This is a genomic window from Pseudomonas asturiensis, from assembly GCF_900143095.1.
GTDB lineage: Bacteria > Pseudomonadota > Gammaproteobacteria > Pseudomonadales > Pseudomonadaceae > Aquipseudomonas > Aquipseudomonas asturiensis.
In genome coordinates this window covers 214103-232100 of the sequence record NZ_FRDA01000003.1, presented here as the reverse complement: position 1 = coordinate 232100, position 17998 = coordinate 214103, and the positions used below count along the sequence as shown (strand labels likewise).

Genomic DNA, 17998 nt, shown 5'->3' with positions numbered 1-17998 from the left:
GGTGAAACTCCAGAAACAGTGATTGAAGCGAAAAATTAAACCCGCGAATTATACGCGGGTTCTGGTGTATTGCCTAACTGCGTAAGTAACTGAACGTCAATCCGCCTCATCATTCCAGGTGCTCTGGATCGCTTCGAGGACTTTCTCCCCGCCACGATCGCGCTCATCCTCGAAGTCGGGAAGCGCCATGACCAGATCGCGCAATTTGACGAAATTCAATGAAAACGGATCCGTATCCGGGTATTTCTCGGACAGTTGAATAGCGATTTCCTGCACATCGACCCATTTGAGGCTCATGAGCGTTCCTTGAATCAGTGCGGCGCTTCGGCAGCGTGGTTGAGCGAGTATTTCGGTATTTCGACGGTCAGGTCTTCAGTGCCGACAATCGCCTGACAGGATAGACGCGATTGAGCTTCAAGACCCCAGGCTTTGTCCAGCATGTCCTCTTCCAGCTCATCGGCTTCGTTCAGCGAGTTGAACCCCTCGCGAATGACGCAGTGGCAGGTCGTGCAGGCACAGACACCACCGCAAGCGCTTTCGATCTCGATGTGGTGCTCGTGAGCAATCTCGAGGATAGACGTACCGGGCTCAACTTCTACAACCAGCCCGTCCGGGCAATGCTCGGCGTGGGGCAGAAAAATCACCTGCGGCATCAGTTATTCCTCAATTTCATTCAGATTGCGCCCGGCCAGTGCGGCTTTTACCGTCGAATCAAGGCGGCGGGCAGCAAATGCATCGGTCACTTGCGACAGACGCTTGGTCTGCTGCTCGATGGCGTGACCATCGGTGCCTTGCATCAATTCACGTAATTCGTCCATTTGCAGGTTGATGACCAGTCGCTCTTCCTCATCGAGAAGACGCTCGCCATCTGCATCCAGCGCGCCCTGCACCGCTTCGAGCAGGCGCTCGGCGTCGACCTGATGCTCGCGCAGCACGCGGGCAACCTTGTCATCGCCGGCATACTCGAAGGAATCCTTGAGCATGCGGGTGATTTCGCCATCGGTCAGACCGTAAGAAGGCTTGACCTGAATGCTCGCTTCGATGCCCGAGCCCAGCTCACGCGCCGAGACACTCAGCAGACCGTCGGCATCCACCTGAAAGGTGACGCGGATCTTGGCCGCACCCGCCACCATTGGCGGAATCCCGCGCAGCTCGAAACGCGCCAGAGAGCGGCAATCGCTGATCAGCTCGCGCTCGCCTTGCAGCACATGAATCATCATGGCCGTCTGGCCATCTTTGTAAGTGGTGAAGTCCTGACCGCGCGCCACGGGAATCGTGGTGTTACGCGGAATGACCTTCTCCATCAGCCCACCCATGGTTTCCAGCCCCAGCGAGAGCGGGATCACATCGAGCAGCAGCAATTCTTCGCCATCCCGCTTGTTGCCAGCCAGCGTATCGGCCTGGATCGCGGCCCCGATGGCCACCACTTGATCCGGGTCAATCTCGGTCAACGGCTGACGACCGAACAGCTCGGCAACGGCTTCACGCACACGCGGCACACGAGTCGAGCCGCCCACCATGACAACCGCTTCGACTTCTTCAAGCTCGATCCCGGTGTCACGCACGGCACGACGACAGGCTTTGAGGCTGCGGGCGACCAATGGCTCGATCATCGCGTTGAACACTTCACGTGTCAGCGCTCCCTGCCACTCGCCATAGGCCACGTCGACAGTATCGGTATCGGTAAGGGCTTCCTTGGCTGCGCACGCTGCCTGCAACAGGCTGCGCTGGGCAGAAGGCGCCAGGTCGGCAGACAGACCAGCCTCGGCGACAATCCAGCTGGCAATCGCGTGATCGAAATCATCGCCACCCAGTGCGGTATCGCCACCCGTGGCCAATACTTCGAACACACCGCCAGTCAGACGCAGGATCGAGATATCGAATGTGCCGCCACCCAGGTCATAGATAGCAACCACACCTTCGGCTTTCTGATCCAGGCCATAAGCGACCGCCGCAGCGGTTGGCTCATTGAGCAGACGCAGGACGTTGAGACCTGCCAGCCTGGCGGCGTCCTTGGTGGCCTGACGCTGAGCGTCATCGAAATAGGCCGGAACGGTGATGACCGCTCCCACCAGCTCGCCACCCAAGGACTCTTCAGCACGCTGACGCAGTACCTTGAGAATATCGGCCGACACTTCCACCGGGCTTTTCGGCCCCTGGACGGTTTCAATGAAAGGCATGTGCGATTCGCCACCGACGAAGCGGTAAGGCAGCTGCTCACCCAATTGCTTGACGTCGGTCAGCCCGCGCCCCATCAGACGCTTGACCGACAGCACGGTATTGAACGGGTCCTGCGAGGCGGCGGCCTTGGCCGATTGCCCGACCTCGACACGTTCAGCGTGGTAGCGAACGGCAGAAGGCAGGATGACCTCCCCTTGCGCGTCAGCCAGGGGCTCGGACAGGCCGCTGCGCACTGCAGCAACCAGAGAGTTGGTAGTGCCCAAGTCGATCCCCACAGCCAGACGGCGCTGATGCGGTTGAGGACTGAGGCCGGGTTCGGCGATCTGCAGTAAGGCCATGCGTTTTCAGAATAATCACTGGCGTGCGGCCAAGGCAGCACGGGGTTAATCGTCGAGGCGCTCTTCTAGCTGGCGCACTTCGTGAGAAAGCTTGTCGAGAAACTGCATGCGCCGCATCAGCCTTTCGGCGTGCTCGCGCTGCGCAGCGTCATTCCAACAGGCAGCAAAGCTCTGGTTCAGTTCATCCTGAGCCACCTTGAGCCGACGCTTGAACGTCGCAACTCCGGCAAGATCAGCTTCATCCTGCAGATCCTCGAGTTCTTCGCGCCATTGCATCTGCTGCAGAAGAAAGTCGGGATCGTGCACAGTGACCTCAAGAGGCACCTCGTTGCCATTCATGGCCAACAGGTAGCGTGCCCGTTTAGGCGGGCTCTTGAGGGTCTGATAGGCTTCATTGAGACTGGCGGAACGTTCCAGCGCCGTACGCTGCTCACGCTCGGAAGCGTCGGCAAAGCGGTCGGGATGGACGCCACGCGCCAACTCGCGATAACGCGTCGCCAGATGATCGAGATCAAGCTCAAAATCGGGCTTGAGCTCGAACAGGGCGAAGTGACAGGGAGTACCCACGATAGAAGCCTCAGACGTTGAAGCTTTCGCCGCAGCCGCACTCACCGCGCGAGTTGGGGTTATTGAACTTGAAGCCTTCGTTCAATCCTTCCCGAACGAAGTCGAGCTCCGTGCCATCGAGATAGACCAGGCTTTTCGGGTCGATAATCACCTTCACGCCGTGCATTTCGAACACGGTGTCTTCGCCGGCCGCCTCATCGACGAACTCGAGCACATAGGCAAGACCTGAACAGCCTGTGGTGCGAACACCCAGACGAACGCCATCACCCTTGCCACGCCCCTCGAGGGAACGTCGTACGTGGTTAGCGGCAGCTTCTGTCATGCTGATAGCCATCGGAACTCCTTACGCGTTTCTGAAAAAGAACTGCTTACAGCAGGCCTTTCTTCTGCTTGTAATCGCGAACGGCCGCTTTGATAGCGTCTTCAGCGAGTACCGAGCAGTGAATCTTTACCGGTGGCAGCGCCAGCTCTTCAGCCAGCTGAGTGTTCTTGATGGTCTCTGCTTCATCCAGAGTCTTGCCTTTCATCCACTCGGTTGCCAGGGAGCTGGAAGCGATTGCCGAACCGCAGCCGTAGGTCTTGAACTTGGCATCTTCGATGACGCCCTGCTCGTTGACCTTGATCTGCAGACGCATCACGTCGCCGCACGCCGGAGCGCCGACCATGCCGGTGCCAACATCAGGATCTTCCGCGTTCATCTTGCCGACGTTGCGCGGATTCTCGTAGTGGTCGATGACCTTTTCGCTGTAAGCCATGATTCTATTCCTCTCACATCAGGGAGCCGCTCTTCAGGTCGCGCCAGCCGATGCTGACCACGACCTGTCTTGGAGGCGACTTTAAATTAGTGCGCCGCCCACTCGATCTTGGAGATATCGACGCCGTCTTTGAACATGTCCCACAGCGGCGAAAGCGTACGCAGCTTGGTAACGGCCTCGCAGACTTTCTGCGCGGCATAATCGATTTCTTCTTCGGTGGTGAAGCGACCGAAGGTGAAGCGAATCGAGCTATGCGCCAGCTCGTCGTTGCGGCCCAGGGCGCGCAGGACGTAAGAAGGCTCGAGCGACGCCGAGGTGCAGGCCGAACCGGACGACACAGCCAGATCCTTGAGCGCCATGATCAGCGACTCGCCTTCAACGTAGTTGAAGCTCAGGTTCAGGTTGTGCGGTACGCGGGCGGTCATGCTGCCGTTGACATAAAGCTCTTCGAGGTTCTCGACCTGCTTGAAGAAGCGATCGCTGAGCGCTTTGACGCGCACGTTTTCAGCGGCCATTTCTTCTTTGGCGATGCGGAACGCTTCACCCATGCCCACGATCTGGTGGGTCGCCAGCGTGCCGGAACGCATACCACGCTCGTGACCACCGCCATGCATGGCGGCTTCGAGGCGCACACGCGGCTTGCGGCTGACGTACAGCGCACCGATACCTTTCGGACCGTAGGTCTTGTGGGCAGAGAACGACATCAGATCAACCTTGAGGCTGGCCAGGTCGATTTCAACCTTGCCGGTCGATTGCGCGCCGTCAACGTGGAACAGAACACCGCGAGAGCGGGTCAGCTCACCGATCGCTGCAATGTCGTTGATGGTACCGATCTCGTTGTTCACGTGCATGATCGACACCACGATGGTGTCGTCACGCAGTGCCGCTTCGATCATGGCTGGCGTGATCAGACCGTCTTCGCCCGGCTCGATGTAAGTCACTTCAAAACCTTCACGCTCCAGTTGGCGCGTGGTATCCAGGACGGCCTTGTGCTCGACCTTGGAGGTGATGATGTGCTTACCCTTGCTGGCGTAGAAGTGCGCAACACCCTTGATCGCAAGGTTGTTGGACTCGGTGGCACCGGAGGTCCAGACAATTTCACGCGGATCGGCGTTGACCAGGTCGGCGACCTGACGGCGGGCATTCTCGACCGCCTCTTCAGCTTTCCAGCCAAAGACGTGGGAGCGCGATGCCGGGTTGCCGAAGTTTCCTTCGACTGTCAGGCATTCGATCATTTTCTGCGCGACACGCGGATCGACCGGGGTCGTCGCGGAGTAATCGAGGTAAATCGGCAATTTCATTGAAGCTCTCCTATCAGGCAGGCGCACCGCTCATTCATCTGCGTTCATTCAACGGCGGACGTTTCAATCTTACCCAGTTGCGACGTATTGCTATGGCTACGGCGCATATCCTGGCGCTGAGCGACTTCTTGTACCTCACGGCGAGTGACAAGATCCGCCAAGCTGATACCGCTTAGAAATTCGTGAATCTGCTGGCTCAGGTCGCACCACAAGTGGTGAGTGAGACAGGTGTCGCCAGCATGGCAATCACCCAGTCCCTGACAGCGCGTGGCATCGACCGATTCGTTCACCGCGTCGACGACCTGCGCCACCTGAATACCTTTCATGTCGCGAGACAGCTGATAACCACCGCCAGGGCCGCGAACACTGGAAACCAGGTTGCCGCGGCGCAGCTTGGCGAACAGCTGCTCGAGATAAGACAGGGAAATGCCCTGTCGCTCGGAGATATCGGCCAGAGACACTGGCCCGGTCTGCGCGTGCAAGGCCAGGTCAAGCATGGCTGTTACAGCGTATCGGCCTTTTGTAGTCAGTCGCATGGCGTGTACCGCAGAGGATCGGAATAAGCGCGAGTATGCTATTCCCGAGTAAATGAGTCAACTATTAGACCGAGTAAAACAGTCGGGATTAGCAAAAAGTGCGGGCTGCATCATAGCAAAGGTGCGGCACAATGGCACGCCCGCGACCCCCACCCTGATCAGTCGACCTTGTCCTCGAGCCTGTCTTCGCGCTTGTCCTTCACGCAATCGAAGACCTCATCGCGCAGCTCCGGCAGATCCTTGGCGCAATAGTCGCTGCCCAGCCGACTGAGTGCGCCGCACATGCCTTCGAGACGACCATCGACTGCCTGCAAGTGGTCGAGCAACTGGCCGATGGCGCGCGCGACCGGGTCGGGCATGTCGGCGCTGACACCGTAGGCATCGAAACCCAGCTTTTCAGCCATGGCCTTGCGCTTGGCTTCGGTTTCGTCGTCAGACTTGACGATGATGCGCCCCGGAATACCGACCGCCGTGGCACCGGCAGGCACTGCCTTGGTCACCACTGCGTTGGAGCCGATCTTGGCTCCGGCACCCACCGTGAACGGGCCCAGCACCTTCGCACCGGCCCCGACCACCACTCCGTCTTCCAGGGTCGGGTGGCGCTTGCCGGCATTCCAGCTGGTGCCGCCCAGGGTCACGCCCTGATACAGCGTCACGTCATTGCCGATCTCGGCGGTTTCACCGATCACAATGCCCATGCCGTGATCGATGAAGAAACGGCGACCGATCCGAGCCCCCGGATGAATCTCGATCCCGGTCATCCAGCGGCCGAAATTGGACACCACTCGCGCCAACCACTTCCAGCCCTTACCCCACAGAATATGCGCAAAACGGTGCAGCCAGATGGCGTGCATGCCCGGATAGCAGGTCAGGACGTCGAACGCGTTGCGCGCGGCAGGATCACGGTGAAACACACTTTGAATATCTTCTCGCAGACGCTCGAACATCACTGATCCTTCCGCTTGTAGGGTTCACCGCGCGCGGCCTTCTGGGTCTCGGTAAGAATCCCGCGCAGGATGCTGAGCTCGGAATGCTCGACTTCGCTGCGACCGAAAAGCCTGCGCAACCGCGCCATCAAGTGACGGGGCTTTTCGGGGTCAAGGAAACCGATGGCCACCAGGGTTGCTTCCAGATGACCGTAAAAACCTTCCATTTCGTCCATGGTCGCAAGCTCGGCGCTGTGCGCAGCTTTTGACGCCTCGCCCTGAGCCGGCTGCTCACTGGCAGCAAGCCAGGACATGCGCACTTCGTAGCTGAGCACCTGCACGGCAGCAGCCAGATTCAGCGAGCTGAAACCGGGGTCGGACGGGATGTGCACATGGAAATGACAACGCTGCAGCTCTTCGTTGGTCAAGCCGGCGTGTTCGCGACCGAACACCAGCGCAACCTCGGCGCCCTGCCCTGCCTGCTCGACAACCTTCACGCCCGAGGCGCGCGGGTCCAGCATCGGCCACGGCAAACTGCGATCACGCGCACTGGTCCCCAGCACCAGACGGCAACCCACCAGCGCCTCTTCAAGAGTGGCGACGACCTGGGCACCTTCCAGAATATCGGTGGCGCCGGACGCACGTGCATCGGCATCGGGCGACGGAAAGATCCGCGGATCGACCAGTACCAGGCGCGAAAGCCCCATGTTTTTCATGGCGCGAGCGGCCCCGCCGATATTTCCGGGATGGGTAGTGCCGACCAGGACAACACGAATGTTCTGCAACAAGGCGAACGCTCACTGACGCGAATTAGGGGGGCAAATCTTACAGAAACACCCCGATTAACGCTATGAACCTGTTCAAGCCAGGCGACCTTTGGCCGCACCCGCGCGCGATGAAAAATGCCCTGAAACCCGACAACCGTTACAACGCAAGGCTGGAAATAATTCGACGCACCCCATAGAATGGCCGGCTCTCTTTAACAACCTTAGGTGAATTGTCCATGCAGCCCATGCTGAATATCGCGCTGCGCGCCGCCCGCAGCGCCAGCGAATTGATTTTCCGCTCCATCGAGCGCTTGGATACCATCAAGGTCGACGAAAAAGAAGCCAAAGACTACGTCACAGAGATCGACCGTGCCGCCGAACAGAGCATCATCACCGCTCTGCGCAAGGCGTACCCGACCCACGGCATCCTGGGTGAAGAAAGCGGCATGCATGAAGGCAGCGGCGAAGGTACCGATTACCTGTGGATCATCGACCCACTGGACGGCACCACCAACTTCGTTCGCGGCATCCCGCACTTCGCGGTCAGCATCGCCTGCAAATACCGCGGCCGCCTAGAACACGCTGTCATTCTGGACCCGGTCCGTCAGGAAGAATTCACCGCCAGTCGTGGTCGTGGTGCCGCACTGAACGGTCGTCGTCTGCGTGTCAGCCAGCGCAAGAGCCTTGAAGGCGCACTGCTGGGTACCGGCTTCCCTTTCCGCGACAACCAGATGGACAACATCGAAAACTACCTGGGCATGTTCCGCAGCCTGGTCGGCCAGACTGCAGGCATTCGCCGCGCAGGCGCTGCCAGCCTGGACCTGGCGTACGTAGCGGCCGGTCGTTTCGACGCGTTCTGGGAATCGGGCCTGTCCGAGTGGGACATGGCTGCCGGCGCCCTGCTGATTCAGGAAGCAGGTGGACTGGTCAGCGACTTCACAGGCGGTCACGACTTCCTGGAGAAAGGCCACATCGTTGCCGGTAACACCAAGTGCTTCAAGGCTGTGCTGACGGCGATCGCCCCGCACCTGCCGCCTTCACTGAAGCGCTAAGCGACAGACGTAAAAAAACCGGCGAAAGCCGGTTTTTTTATGCCTTGCAGAAGCTCGGCTGACTTATTGGGCCTGGCCCAAAATCAACTGACCATTCTTGTCGACAGGAATCTGATTGCCTGGATCACGCTCCATACGGACCTGACCCACCTTCTCGTTCAGCTTGTACTTCACGTTGTAACCTACAACCTTCTGGCTAACATCGTTGACTGTCGTGCAACGGTTCTGCGTCGTGGTGTAAGTGTCACGCTCCTGCATACCTTCCTGGACCTTGTTACCGGCATAACCGCCGCCGACCGCACCCGCAACCGTCGCGAGCTTCTTGCCGTTACCACCACCGACCTGATTGCCCAGCAAACCGCCGGCAACGGCACCGATGACGCTACCCACGATCTGGTGCTGGTCCTTGACCGGCGCCTGACGGGTAACGGTTACGTCCTTGCAAACTTCACGGGGGGTTTTGATCTGCTGATTGATCGGCTCGACAGCCAATACATCAGCATACTCAGGACCACCCTTGACCAGGCTATAGGTGGCAACGGCACCGCCTGCAGTCACAACAGCAGCACCTAATACAGCACCAACAAGCATAGACTTGTTCACTTGAACCTCCTGACCCAATCGAAACGCAGCATTACTGCGCAATGCCTAGCCTTGGAGCATAAAAAAAGGCGCGAGTTCATCACTCGCGCCTTTTTAATGACAGCTGGCTATTAAGGCAGATCGTCCGCCTTCTCGACCACGACCGGAGGAATCAGATCCTCGGTGGTCAGGTTCAGCCAGATCAACACCACGTTGGCGATGTAGATCGACGAGTAGGTACCCGCCAGTACACCGATGAACAACGCGATAGAGAAGCCTTCCAGGCTGTCGCCACCAAACGCCCACAACGCGACAATCGCCAGCAGCGTGGAGATCGATGTCGCCATGGTGCGCAGCAGCGTCTGCGTAGTGGAGATGTTGATGTTCTCGATCAACGACGCCTTGCGCAGCAGACGGAAGTTCTCGCGCACCCGGTCGAACACGACGATGGTGTCGTTCAGCGAGTAACCGATGATCGCCAGTACCGCCGCCAACACCGTCAGGTCGAAGGTGATCTGGAAGAACGAGAGAATCCCCATCGTCACGACAACGTCGTGGATCAGCGAGATGATGGCACCGACCGCGAACTTCCACTGGAAACGAAACGCCAGGTAGATCAGTACGCCACCGAGCGCCAGCAGCATGCCGATGCCGCCCTGGTCGCGCAGCTCTTCACCAACCTGCGGGCCGACGAATTCAACGCGCTTGACCACCGCCGGGTTGTCAGCACCCGACTTGCGCAGCGCATCTGCAACCTGGGTACCCAGTTGCGGGTCTTCACCCGGCATGCGCACCAGCAGGTCCGTGGTCGCACCGAAGCTTTGCACAACGGCTTCGTGATAGCCCGCCTGAACCAGTTCCTGACGAACCTTGCCCAGATCGGCAGGACGCTCGTAGGTCAGCTCGATGAGCGTACCGCCGGTGAAGTCCAGACCAAAATTAAGCCCTTTATGGAACCAGCTGAACAACGCCAGTGCGGTAAGGAGCATGGTGATGGCGAACGCAACATTGCGAACGCCCATGAAGTTGATGGTACGTTTCATGGCAGCCCCTTAAATCCACAACTTCTTGAAGTCACGACCGCCATAGATCAGGTTGACCATTGCGCGGGTCACCATGATGGCTGTGAACATCGAGGTAAAGATCCCGAGCGACATGGTTACCGCAAACCCTTTGACAGGGCCTGTGCCCATCGCAAAGAGAATGCCGCCGACCAGCAGCGTCGTCAGGTTGGCGTCGAGGATCGCCGTGTAGGCACGATCGAAACCTTCGCTGATTGCGCGCTGCACCGTCATGCCATTGGCGATCTCTTCACGTATCCGCGAGAAGATCAGTACGTTGGCATCCACCGCCATACCCATGGTCAGGACGATACCCGCGATACCCGGCAGAGTCAGTGTGGCACCCAGCAGCGACATCAATGCCAGCAGCATGACCATGTTCAAGGCCAGTGCCACCGTGGCGATCAGACCGAAGAAGCGGTAGATGGCCATGATGAACAGCGACACGAACAGCATGCCCCACAGGGAAGCGTCGATGCCTTTGGTGATGTTGTCAGCACCCAGGCTCGGACCAATGGTGCGCTCTTCAGCGAAGTACATTGGTGCGGCCAGACCACCGGCACGCAGCAGCAGCGCCAGCTCGGACGATTCGCCCTGACCGTTCAGGCCCGTGATACGGAACTGGCTGCCCAGTGGCGACTGAATGGTCGCCAGGCTGATGATCTTCTTTTCTTCCTTGAAGGTCTGGACCGGTACGTCTTTCTCGACGCCATTGACCATCTGCTTGGTGTAAGTGGTGGTCGGACGCTGCTCGATGAAGATCACCGCCATGCTGCGACCCACGTTGCTGCGGGTTGCGCGGCTCATCAACTCGCCGCCATGACCATCAAGGTTGATGTTCACCTGTGGACGACCATGCTCGTCGAAGCTCGCCTTGGCGTCGGTCACCTGGTCACCGGTGATGATCAGACCACGCTCCACCGCAGCCGCCGGACGTCCGCCTTCGCGGAATTCGAACATCTCGGTGGTGCCTTTCGAATCATCAGGGCCTGCGCCCAGACGGAATTCAAGGTTGGCGGTCTTGCCCAGAATACGCTTGGCTTCGGCCGTGTCCTGCACGCCTGGCAGTTCAACCACGATGCGGTTGGCACCCTGGCGCTGTACCAGCGGCTCGGCAACACCCAGCTCGTTGACCCGGTTACGCACTGTGGTCAGGTTCTGCTTGATGGAGTATTCGCGAATCTCGGCCAGCTTGGCCGGCGTCAGCGCCAGGCGCAGCACGGGAATCCCGTTCAGCTCGGCAGGCGTGATTTCGAAATCGGTAAAGGTCTTGCGCACCAATGCACGAGCCTGCTCGCGCTCTGCATCGTCGGTAAAGCCCAGTTGAATCACGTTACCCAACTGCGGCAGGCTGCGATAACGCACCTTTTCCTTGCGCAACAGGGTTTTGACTTCGCCTTCGTAGACCTTCAGACGGGCATCGATTGCCTTGTCCATGTCCACTTCCAGCAGGAAGTGCACACCACCGGACAGGTCGAGGCCGAGCTTCATCGGAGTTGCGCCAACATTGCGCAGCCAGTTCGGCGTGGTACGAGCCAGGTTCAGCGCGACGACGTAGTCATCACCCAGCGCCTTGCGCACGACATCCTTGGCCGGCAACTGGTCTTCCTGCTTGCTCAGACGCAACAAACCGCCTTTGCCATTCTCAGCCAGAGAAGAAGCCTTGACCGCAATGCCGGCATCGGTCAGCGCCTTGGCTGCACGATCCACATCTGCCTGAGTGACTTGCAGCGCGGTACTGGCGCCACTGATCTGGATGGCCGAATCGTCAGGGTAGAGATTGGGTGCGGAATAAATAAAACCGATCACCAGCACCGCCAGGATCAGTACGTATTTCCACAGAGGGTATTTGTTCAGCATCACGCCGCCCGCTTAAAACGCGGGGCGCCTTGCGCGCCCCGTCGATGGGTAAAAGTTGGTACTCAGATCGCTTTCAGGGTGCCTTTTGGCAGAGTGGCTGCGATAGCGCCCTTCTGGATTTTCAGCTCAACGGTGTCGGACACTTCAATCACGACGAAATCGTCGGTCACTTTGTTGATCTTGCCGGCGATACCACCGCTGGTCACCACTTCGTCGCCCTTCTGCAGGTTACCCAGCAGGTTTTTCTGCTCTTTGGCGCGCTTGGCCTGTGGACGCCAGATCATCAGATAGAAGATGACCAGAAAGCCAACCAGGAAGATCCACTCGAAACCGCTACCCGCAGGACCGGCAGCCGGTGCAGCAGCATCCGCGAAAGCGGGAGAGATGAAAAAGCTCATGTGTCGCTCCAAGTTACATAATTAGTATAGAAAAGCGGGAAAAACTCGTTCTGTTTCAACCCAGAGGCGGCGTAGGAAGGCCGCGTTTGGCATAGAAGGCATCGACGAAGGCGGCCAATGTACCCTGTTGAATAGCCTCGCGCAAACCAGCCATAAGCAGCTGGTAGTGCCGCAAATTGTGGATTGTATTGAGCATGCTCCCCAGCATTTCGTTGCACTTGTCCAGGTGATGCAGATAAGCGCGCGAGAAGTTCTTGCAGGTGTAGCAGTCGCAGGTCGGATCCAGCGGCGAATTGTCATGCCGGTGAAACGCGTTACGAATTTTCAGCACACCGGTATCAATGAACAAATGACCGTTGCGGGCATTGCGGGTCGGCATGACGCAGTCGAACATATCGATACCGCGGCGCACACCTTCGACCAGATCTTCCGGCTTGCCTACCCCCATCAAGTAACGAGGTTTGTCTGCTGGCATTTGGCCCGGCAGGTAATCCAGCACCTTGATCATCTCGTGCTTGGGCTCGCCCACCGACAGACCGCCGATGGCCAGGCCGTCGAAACCGATCTGATCCAGGCCTTCGAGCGAGCGCATGCGCAGGTTCTCGTGCATGCCGCCCTGAACGATGCCGAACAGCGCAGCGGTATTCTCGCCATGCGCGATCTTGGAGCGCTTGGCCCAGCGCAGCGACAGCTCCATGGAGATGCGCGCCACGTCTTCATCGGCCGGGTATGGCGTGCACTCGTCGAAGATCATCACGATGTCCGAACCCAGATCACGCTGAACCTGCATGGACTCTTCCGGCCCCATGAACACCTTGGCGCCATCGACCGGCGAGGCGAAGGTCACGCCCTCCTCCTTGATCTTGCGCATCGCGCCCAGGCTGAACACCTGGAACCCGCCGGAGTCGGTCAGAATCGGACCCTGCCACTGCATGAAATCGTGCAGGTCGCCGTGGCCCTTGATGACCTCGGTACCCGGACGCAGCCACAGGTGAAAGGTGTTGCCCAGAATGATCTGCGCCCCGGTGGCTTCGATGTCGCGTGGCAGCATGCCCTTGACCGTGCCATAGGTGCCCACCGGCATGAACGCCGGGGTCTCGACCACGCCACGCGGAAAGGTCAGGCGACCGCGACGGGCCTTGCCGTCAGTGGCCAACAACTCGAACGACATACGACAGGTGCGACTCATGCGTGATCCTCTGGTACCGATTCCTGTGGGGCCGTCGGCGCGGGATTGCGGGTGATGAACATCGCATCACCGTAACTGAAGAAGCGGTACCCATGCTCGATGGCCGCGGCGTAGGCGGCCATGGTCTCGGGATAACCGGCGAACGCCGAAACCAGCATCAACAACGTGGATTCGGGCAAATGGAAATTGGTCACCAGCGCATCGACCACGTGAAACGGCCGACCTGGATAGATGAAGATATCGGTGTCGCCACTGAACGGCTTCAGCACACCATCACGCGCCGCACTTTCCAGCGAACGCACGCTGGTAGTCCCGACCGCGATCACCCGCCCGCCCCGTGCGCGGCACGCAGCCACGGCATCGACCACGTCCTGGCCGACTTCCAGCCATTCAGTGTGCATGTGGTGATCTTCGATCTGCTCGACACGCACCGGCTGAAACGTACCCGCCCCGACGTGAAGCGTGACAAAGGTCGTCTCGACGCCCTTGGCAGCAATCGCCTCCATGAGCGACTGATCGAAATGAAGACCCGCCGTGGGAGCCGCCACGGCACCGGCCCGCTGGGCGTAAACGGTCTGATAACGCTCGCGGTCCGCGCCTTCGTCCGGTCGGTCTATATAAGGAGGCAACGGCATGTGCCCGACCCGGTCGAGCAACGGCAACACCTCTTCGGCAAAACGCAGCTCGAACAACGCGTCATGCCGCGCCACCATCTCGGCCTCCCCGCCGCCGTCGATGAGGATCGACGAACCCGGCTTGGGCGACTTGCTGGAGCGCACATGCGCCAGCACACGATGGCTGTCCAGCACGCGCTCGACCAGAATCTCCAGCTTGCCGCCAGAGGCTTTCTGTCCGAACAGACGGGCAGGAATGACGCGGGTATTGTTGAACACCATCAAATCGCCCGGGCGCAAATGCTCGAGCAAATCAGTGAATTGACGATGTGCCAGCGCGCCGCTCACCCCGTCAAGGGTCAACAGACGACTACTGCGACGCTCGGCCAGCGGGTGACGAGCAATCAGGGAATCCGGGAGTTCGAAGGTAAAGTCAGCGACGCGCATGATGGGGTTCGTTTAGCAGGGCCGGGAAGTTTATCCGGTTTGGCGGAATTAGTAAAAAACCCGCGCAAATCCCTGTTGACCAACGGAAAACTCATCCCTATACTTCGCCGCCATTGAGCCCTGATGGCGGAATTGGTAGACGCGGCGGATTCAAAATCCGTTTTCGAAAGAAGTGGGAGTTCGATTCTCCCTCGGGGCACCAACATTAAAAAAGACCCTGAAATTCAAGGTCTTTTTTTTCGTCTGCGTTTTTTGGTTTTGTGTGTGCTGCTCGACCGCGCAAAGATCGAAAACGCGGTGAGAACGCCCGTGATACGCCTTGGACAAGGACATCAGCTAACTGCCCGGCAACGGTAGCAAACTCGAACGGAACGTTGAGGAGGGTGACGCGCCGATCGACAACAACGCCGCAGCGCGGGCGATCGGCTCCTTCGTGATCGGACGGCCGAACGGGTTGCTCAGCGACACGCCCAAAAGCGCTACGACCAATGTTCAACAGTACAGTCTGGTCGAGACTGCCAAAGCTAACGGCCAATAGTCCTATGCATGGCTGCGCCACACACTTGAGCACTTGCCAATGGCATCCTCAATTGAGGATTACGAAGCCCTGCTGCCGTGGAGCTGCGCACCTCGACCTCACCGTTAAACGCTCCTATCACCTTTGGCCAGTTGGGGTTTATGGAGCGCCTATAACGCAACCAATACCACAGCTAATAAGACCGCCATCAAAACTGACTCCAGCCTCGATAGCTTCAAAAAAATCAACACCTGAACGCCCACCAGAACGATTACGGCAACACCCCGTACCACGGAACGGTCACCCGAGCCGTCTTCAATAAGCGTCATCGTCGGATCGTGGGGCAAGGGCATCAATGCGCCAGTGTCCATCCAGTCGTATTTTGAGCCGTGGAGCATCATGTACAGCGCAAGACCTCCGAAATAGAGGGTGTACAAAACAACCCGAACCAGTATTCCCTTAGCCTTCATGTCTCTCACTTCATGAGCCGATTGAAAACAGACCAGTTGCTCACTATGAAATTTCCATAGCTTGTATTTTCCTTGATTCTGGCCAGTGGCAAGTCCATACCACGGTTGTAACGGGCACCGATGATTCTGGCCTCTTCCAACCCAATGGTTCTGAATGAGTCGTGGTCGGCAAGCATTCGCAAATGCTTCGCGGCAAGGTCGATGTTAAAAACATCCTGTTCAAGACAGTTGGCCAATGTGCGTAATTGGCTGCTGCTCAAGCTTTCAGGATTGACGCCTATGGTGAGCGCTGCAGCTCTGAGCTGGATACTTACCCAGCCAAAACTAGTCTTGGCGGGAGCATTCGTTATTGTGGTCGGTAAATTACCTATATGGTCGAACACACGCACTTCAAACGCTATTCTATCGATAAAATTGGGGTCGCCTCCTGTCTCGATCCAGCACACGCCAGCCAGCAGCTCGACAGGGAGCGAATTTCTGACGGCCGCTGCTGTAATGAAACGCTTGTTGTGGATCACCCATGCACTTTTGAAGCGCTGAATGTAGCCTCGGCCTCCGCCCAATCGCTCCGGCACTACCTTCCATATAAAAAGATCCAGACCGCCCCAGGTAGGACTGCCATTCGATTCGGTGCCGCAAAACGCTTCCATGTCGCCCAAGCCCTAATCAAACGTTATTTAGTTAATGAGTACGCCTACTTGCTTGCTTCAGTGATTCGTGACCTGGGACAGCCTGTACACATCTTGTCCATCCTCGCACGCTGTCAGGGAAATCAAGGACACGAATCAGTAGCGGCGACCATTATGCACGACCAGATATCGTCCTTGGCTGGCGGGAAAAAAACCGGAAACGTCGCACAAAGCACCAGAATTTTCCCGTCTCTCAAACCATCGCGGCCCACTGTTAATCAAATTCCTCCACGCTAATCTCTCCGCCGCTCGCTGCCCAATCAGCGATCGGATTCAGCGATCCGTTTCAGACCTTATAAGAAAGCGTTGCGTCTGGATTAAGTTTGCCTGCGTAATCCTTTACGTTGATCTCCAAGGAGGGCTTCGACCTGGTTCCATGATCATCAATGATCAGGCTTCTGACGCCCTGCAATTGTGCAAGGCCTGGCACGCCTTCAAAGGTCGTGGCGTGAGTCGAACCGACAAAAGCGATCCATTTTCCCTCTGGCTTGCTCAGGCTTATTGTCTGCGCTGCATAGTAGTTCATTGCTTTGATGCGCTTGAAGTCAGCCTGGCCCGAGGTCGCGTAGGTCTTGGTCGTGTCCAGAGGGACGACGTGCATCCCGGCTTCTTTGGCCGCCTCCAAAAGCTTTTTAAAGCCGTACTTCGGAGCGGCCTGATCCGGGCTTCGATTGCCAGCGGTCTGCATATCCAGATAGACCTTCAGCCGGGCGGGCATCTGACTGCCCTTCGGGGAGTTCAAGTATTCGTTGAGGGCTTTGCTGTGGGACTCAACGCACAGATGCTCCATGTAGAGCGTGTTGACACCGTCGGCTTTCAGGCTTTTGAAGTTCTTTATCAATTCGCGCTTGCTTGATATTGCGCCGTGCCCTTCACCAACAATCAGCCCCGGTGAGTCACGCAATAACTCACGCATCACGCCAAGGCTTTCCTTGCTTTTCAGGTTCGTGATCGGTGCCAGTGCGGGGATGTCCTGAGCGTTGAAATCCTCGAAATAAAGGTTTGCCCTGTCGATCAACTTCTTGCTCTGATCATCGGGCATCCACAGGCCTTTATTGCGCCCCAGACAGTAGTCCATTTCCTGAAGATTCAGGTTTATGTGCAGATGCTTTCGGCTCTCCGCTATAACAACGTCTTCCAGCTTTATACCTTTTGCATCAAGGCCTTTTTTGATAGCGGCCTTGCCATTTCCCAGCAGCTCGGCGACCAGATTGGCAGGCAGCTTATTATCCTTGCCAGCGGTTTTTGTGGGGTCGAGGCTGAACGGGTGCTGGCTCTCGCACCAACGGGCCAGTTCGGCGAGATCGTTGGCCTTGAAGTCTACGGCTGAATGCGCTGCGGTCGCGCGTGAGCTTGAAGCCACAATCTGACTGCGATGCACATGGCTGCTGCTCGCTGCATCAGATCTGATTTTCCCGGCATGCTTTGCAGTGCCCTCACTGTTTGAAGGCGCCATTTTTTCAAGCATGGCTCTGACTTTTTCTGCATCCTCCTCAGAGAAACGTCTGGCGCGATAGTGGGTGATATTCGCTAACGACGGCGCTTCTGCCAAGGCAGTGGGTGCTTGAGATGCGCTGGTGTGAGAGGAGCGGGATGGATTTTCAGCTTTTTGCGTTACGGGTCCCTCAGCCTCGGGCATCGGTGGGTAATAGCTGGAAGACGGGCCGCCAACGGGTCTCATGGTTGAATCTCCAGGTGTGAATAATCATGCAGAGGCCGGCGTCAGTCGGCGCGGCCTCTGGTCTTTC

General features: G+C 58.0%; 20 protein-coding genes, 1 tRNA gene and 1 pseudogene. 3 read left to right on the top strand and 19 right to left on the bottom strand.

What is annotated here, in order from left to right; genetic code table 11:
• Window positions 1-96: 96 nt before the first annotated feature.
• From iscX to trmJ, 10 genes are all read right to left on the bottom strand, one after another.
• Window positions 97-297, bottom strand: coding sequence for a Fe-S cluster assembly protein IscX (iscX, locus tag BUB69_RS06765; RefSeq protein ID WP_073163651.1), 201 nt, complete (start codon window positions 295-297; stop codon window positions 97-99).
• 14 nt (window positions 298-311) lie between these two features.
• Entirely contained in the window at window positions 312-653 is a 342-nt protein-coding gene (gene fdx, locus BUB69_RS06760; RefSeq protein ID WP_024687092.1) for an ISC system 2Fe-2S type ferredoxin, read from the bottom strand.
• A gap of 3 nt (window positions 654-656) precedes the next feature.
• Window positions 657-2519, bottom strand: coding sequence for a Fe-S protein assembly chaperone HscA (gene hscA, locus BUB69_RS06755; RefSeq protein WP_073163648.1), 1863 nt, complete (start codon window positions 2517-2519; stop codon window positions 657-659).
• A gap of 45 nt (window positions 2520-2564) precedes the next feature.
• Window positions 2565-3086, bottom strand: coding sequence for a co-chaperone HscB (hscB, locus tag BUB69_RS06750; protein WP_073163646.1), 522 nt, complete (start codon window positions 3084-3086; stop codon window positions 2565-2567).
• Between the two features lie 10 nt (window positions 3087-3096).
• Window positions 3097-3420: an iron-sulfur cluster assembly protein IscA gene (iscA, locus tag BUB69_RS06745; protein ID WP_002552477.1), complete on the bottom strand. Its 324-nt coding sequence runs from the start codon at window positions 3418-3420 to the stop codon at window positions 3097-3099.
• Between the two features lie 34 nt (window positions 3421-3454).
• Window positions 3455-3841 (bottom strand): Fe-S cluster assembly scaffold IscU, encoded by a 387-nt coding sequence (iscU, locus tag BUB69_RS06740; RefSeq protein ID WP_002552476.1) that lies wholly within the window; start codon window positions 3839-3841, stop codon window positions 3455-3457.
• An 86-nt stretch (window positions 3842-3927) separates the two neighbouring features.
• The gene (locus tag BUB69_RS06735; RefSeq protein ID WP_024687095.1) at window positions 3928-5142 is read right to left on the bottom strand and encodes an IscS subfamily cysteine desulfurase; all 1215 of its coding nucleotides are present in this window, start codon (window positions 5140-5142) and stop codon (window positions 3928-3930) included.
• A 44-nt stretch (window positions 5143-5186) separates the two neighbouring features.
• Complete coding sequence (gene iscR, locus BUB69_RS06730) at window positions 5187-5678, bottom strand: Fe-S cluster assembly transcriptional regulator IscR (RefSeq protein ID WP_024687096.1); 492 nt, start codon at window positions 5676-5678, stop codon at window positions 5187-5189.
• 158 nt (window positions 5679-5836) lie between these two features.
• Window positions 5837-6625, bottom strand: coding sequence for a serine O-acetyltransferase (gene cysE / locus BUB69_RS06720; RefSeq protein WP_024695241.1), 789 nt, complete (start codon window positions 6623-6625; stop codon window positions 5837-5839).
• Window positions 6625-7392, bottom strand: coding sequence for a tRNA (cytosine(32)/uridine(32)-2'-O)-methyltransferase TrmJ (gene trmJ / locus BUB69_RS06715; RefSeq protein WP_073163643.1), 768 nt, complete (start codon window positions 7390-7392; stop codon window positions 6625-6627). The genes cysE and trmJ overlap by 1 nt, the downstream gene beginning before the upstream one ends.
• A gap of 215 nt (window positions 7393-7607) precedes the next feature.
• Between trmJ and suhB the strand changes: the two genes are divergently transcribed.
• Window positions 7608-8423, top strand: coding sequence for a type III secretion system regulator SuhB (suhB, locus tag BUB69_RS06710; RefSeq protein WP_024687099.1), 816 nt, complete (start codon window positions 7608-7610; stop codon window positions 8421-8423).
• A 63-nt stretch (window positions 8424-8486) separates the two neighbouring features.
• Here suhB and BUB69_RS06705 read toward each other — a convergent pair whose 3' ends face one another.
• The 6 genes from BUB69_RS06705 to queA form a co-directional block, all read right to left on the bottom strand.
• Entirely contained in the window at window positions 8487-9026 is a 540-nt protein-coding gene (locus BUB69_RS06705) for a glycine zipper 2TM domain-containing protein (protein ID WP_073163641.1), read from the bottom strand.
• Between the two features lie 110 nt (window positions 9027-9136).
• The gene (gene secF, locus BUB69_RS06700; RefSeq protein ID WP_073163638.1) at window positions 9137-10048 is read right to left on the bottom strand and encodes a protein translocase subunit SecF; all 912 of its coding nucleotides are present in this window, start codon (window positions 10046-10048) and stop codon (window positions 9137-9139) included.
• Between the two features lie 9 nt (window positions 10049-10057).
• A complete protein-coding gene (gene secD / locus BUB69_RS06695; RefSeq protein ID WP_073163635.1) occupies window positions 10058-11926 on the bottom strand; it encodes a protein translocase subunit SecD in 1869 nt (622 codons plus the stop codon).
• A gap of 62 nt (window positions 11927-11988) precedes the next feature.
• On the bottom strand, window positions 11989-12324 hold the full coding sequence (yajC, locus tag BUB69_RS06690; RefSeq protein ID WP_002552468.1) for a preprotein translocase subunit YajC: 336 nt from the start codon (window positions 12322-12324) through the stop codon (window positions 11989-11991).
• Window positions 12325-12379: 55 nt separating this feature from the next.
• Complete coding sequence (gene tgt, locus BUB69_RS06685; protein WP_122697207.1) at window positions 12380-13495, bottom strand: tRNA guanosine(34) transglycosylase Tgt; 1116 nt, start codon at window positions 13493-13495, stop codon at window positions 12380-12382.
• Window positions 13496-13509: 14 nt separating this feature from the next.
• Complete coding sequence (queA, locus tag BUB69_RS06680) at window positions 13510-14574, bottom strand: tRNA preQ1(34) S-adenosylmethionine ribosyltransferase-isomerase QueA (protein ID WP_073163633.1); 1065 nt, start codon at window positions 14572-14574, stop codon at window positions 13510-13512.
• A gap of 117 nt (window positions 14575-14691) precedes the next feature.
• Here queA and BUB69_RS06675 point away from each other — a divergent pair.
• Window positions 14692-14776, top strand: a tRNA-Leu gene (locus BUB69_RS06675).
• Between the two features lie 138 nt (window positions 14777-14914).
• Window positions 14915-15220 (top strand): annotated as a pseudogene (locus tag BUB69_RS06670) (transposase domain-containing protein); the annotation flags it as partial.
• A gap of 41 nt (window positions 15221-15261) precedes the next feature.
• Here BUB69_RS06670 and BUB69_RS06665 read toward each other — a convergent pair.
• From BUB69_RS06665 to BUB69_RS06655, 3 genes are all read right to left on the bottom strand, one after another.
• Complete coding sequence (locus tag BUB69_RS06665; RefSeq protein ID WP_073163630.1) at window positions 15262-15561, bottom strand: hypothetical protein; 300 nt, start codon at window positions 15559-15561, stop codon at window positions 15262-15264.
• A gap of 5 nt (window positions 15562-15566) precedes the next feature.
• Complete coding sequence (locus BUB69_RS06660; RefSeq protein ID WP_073163628.1) at window positions 15567-16211, bottom strand: hypothetical protein; 645 nt, start codon at window positions 16209-16211, stop codon at window positions 15567-15569.
• A gap of 325 nt (window positions 16212-16536) precedes the next feature.
• Window positions 16537-17931, bottom strand: a complete 1395-nt coding sequence (locus tag BUB69_RS06655) for a membrane-targeted effector domain-containing toxin (protein ID WP_073163626.1) — start codon at window positions 17929-17931, stop codon at window positions 16537-16539.
• Window positions 17932-17998 lie beyond the last annotated feature (67 nt).

Bases quoted from the DNA above. Each gene is read 5' to 3' on its own strand.
- iscX (WP_073163651.1), bottom strand. From the start codon at position 297: ATGAGCCTCAAATGGGTCGATGTGCAGGAAATCGCTATTCAACTGTCC.
- fdx (WP_024687092.1), bottom strand. From the start codon at position 653: ATGCCGCAGGTGATTTTTCTGCCCCACGCCGAGCATTGCCCGGACGGG.
- hscA (WP_073163648.1), bottom strand. From the start codon at position 2,519: ATGGCCTTACTGCAGATCGCCGAACCCGGCCTCAGTCCTCAACCGCAT.
- iscA (WP_002552477.1), bottom strand. From the start codon at position 3,420: ATGGCTATCAGCATGACAGAAGCTGCCGCTAACCACGTACGACGTTCC.
- iscU (WP_002552476.1), bottom strand. From the start codon at position 3,841: ATGGCTTACAGCGAAAAGGTCATCGACCACTACGAGAATCCGCGCAAC.
- BUB69_RS06735 (WP_024687095.1), bottom strand. From the start codon at position 5,142: ATGAAATTGCCGATTTACCTCGATTACTCCGCGACGACCCCGGTCGAT.
- iscR (WP_024687096.1), bottom strand. From the start codon at position 5,678: ATGCGACTGACTACAAAAGGCCGATACGCTGTAACAGCCATGCTTGAC.
- cysE (WP_024695241.1), bottom strand. From the start codon at position 6,625: ATGTTCGAGCGTCTGCGAGAAGATATTCAAAGTGTGTTTCACCGTGAT.
- suhB (WP_024687099.1), top strand. From the start codon at position 7,608: ATGCAGCCCATGCTGAATATCGCGCTGCGCGCCGCCCGCAGCGCCAGC.
- secF (WP_073163638.1), bottom strand. From the start codon at position 10,048: ATGAAACGTACCATCAACTTCATGGGCGTTCGCAATGTTGCGTTCGCC.
- secD (WP_073163635.1), bottom strand. From the start codon at position 11,926: ATGCTGAACAAATACCCTCTGTGGAAATACGTACTGATCCTGGCGGTG.
- yajC (WP_002552468.1), bottom strand. From the start codon at position 12,324: ATGAGCTTTTTCATCTCTCCCGCTTTCGCGGATGCTGCTGCACCGGCT.
- tgt (WP_122697207.1), bottom strand. From the start codon at position 13,495: ATGTCGTTCGAGTTGTTGGCCACTGACGGCAAGGCCCGTCGCGGTCGC.
- queA (WP_073163633.1), bottom strand. From the start codon at position 14,574: ATGCGCGTCGCTGACTTTACCTTCGAACTCCCGGATTCCCTGATTGCT.
- BUB69_RS06665 (WP_073163630.1), bottom strand. From the start codon at position 15,561: ATGAAGGCTAAGGGAATACTGGTTCGGGTTGTTTTGTACACCCTCTAT.
- BUB69_RS06660 (WP_073163628.1), bottom strand. From the start codon at position 16,211: ATGGAAGCGTTTTGCGGCACCGAATCGAATGGCAGTCCTACCTGGGGC.
- BUB69_RS06655 (WP_073163626.1), bottom strand. From the start codon at position 17,931: ATGAGACCCGTTGGCGGCCCGTCTTCCAGCTATTACCCACCGATGCCC.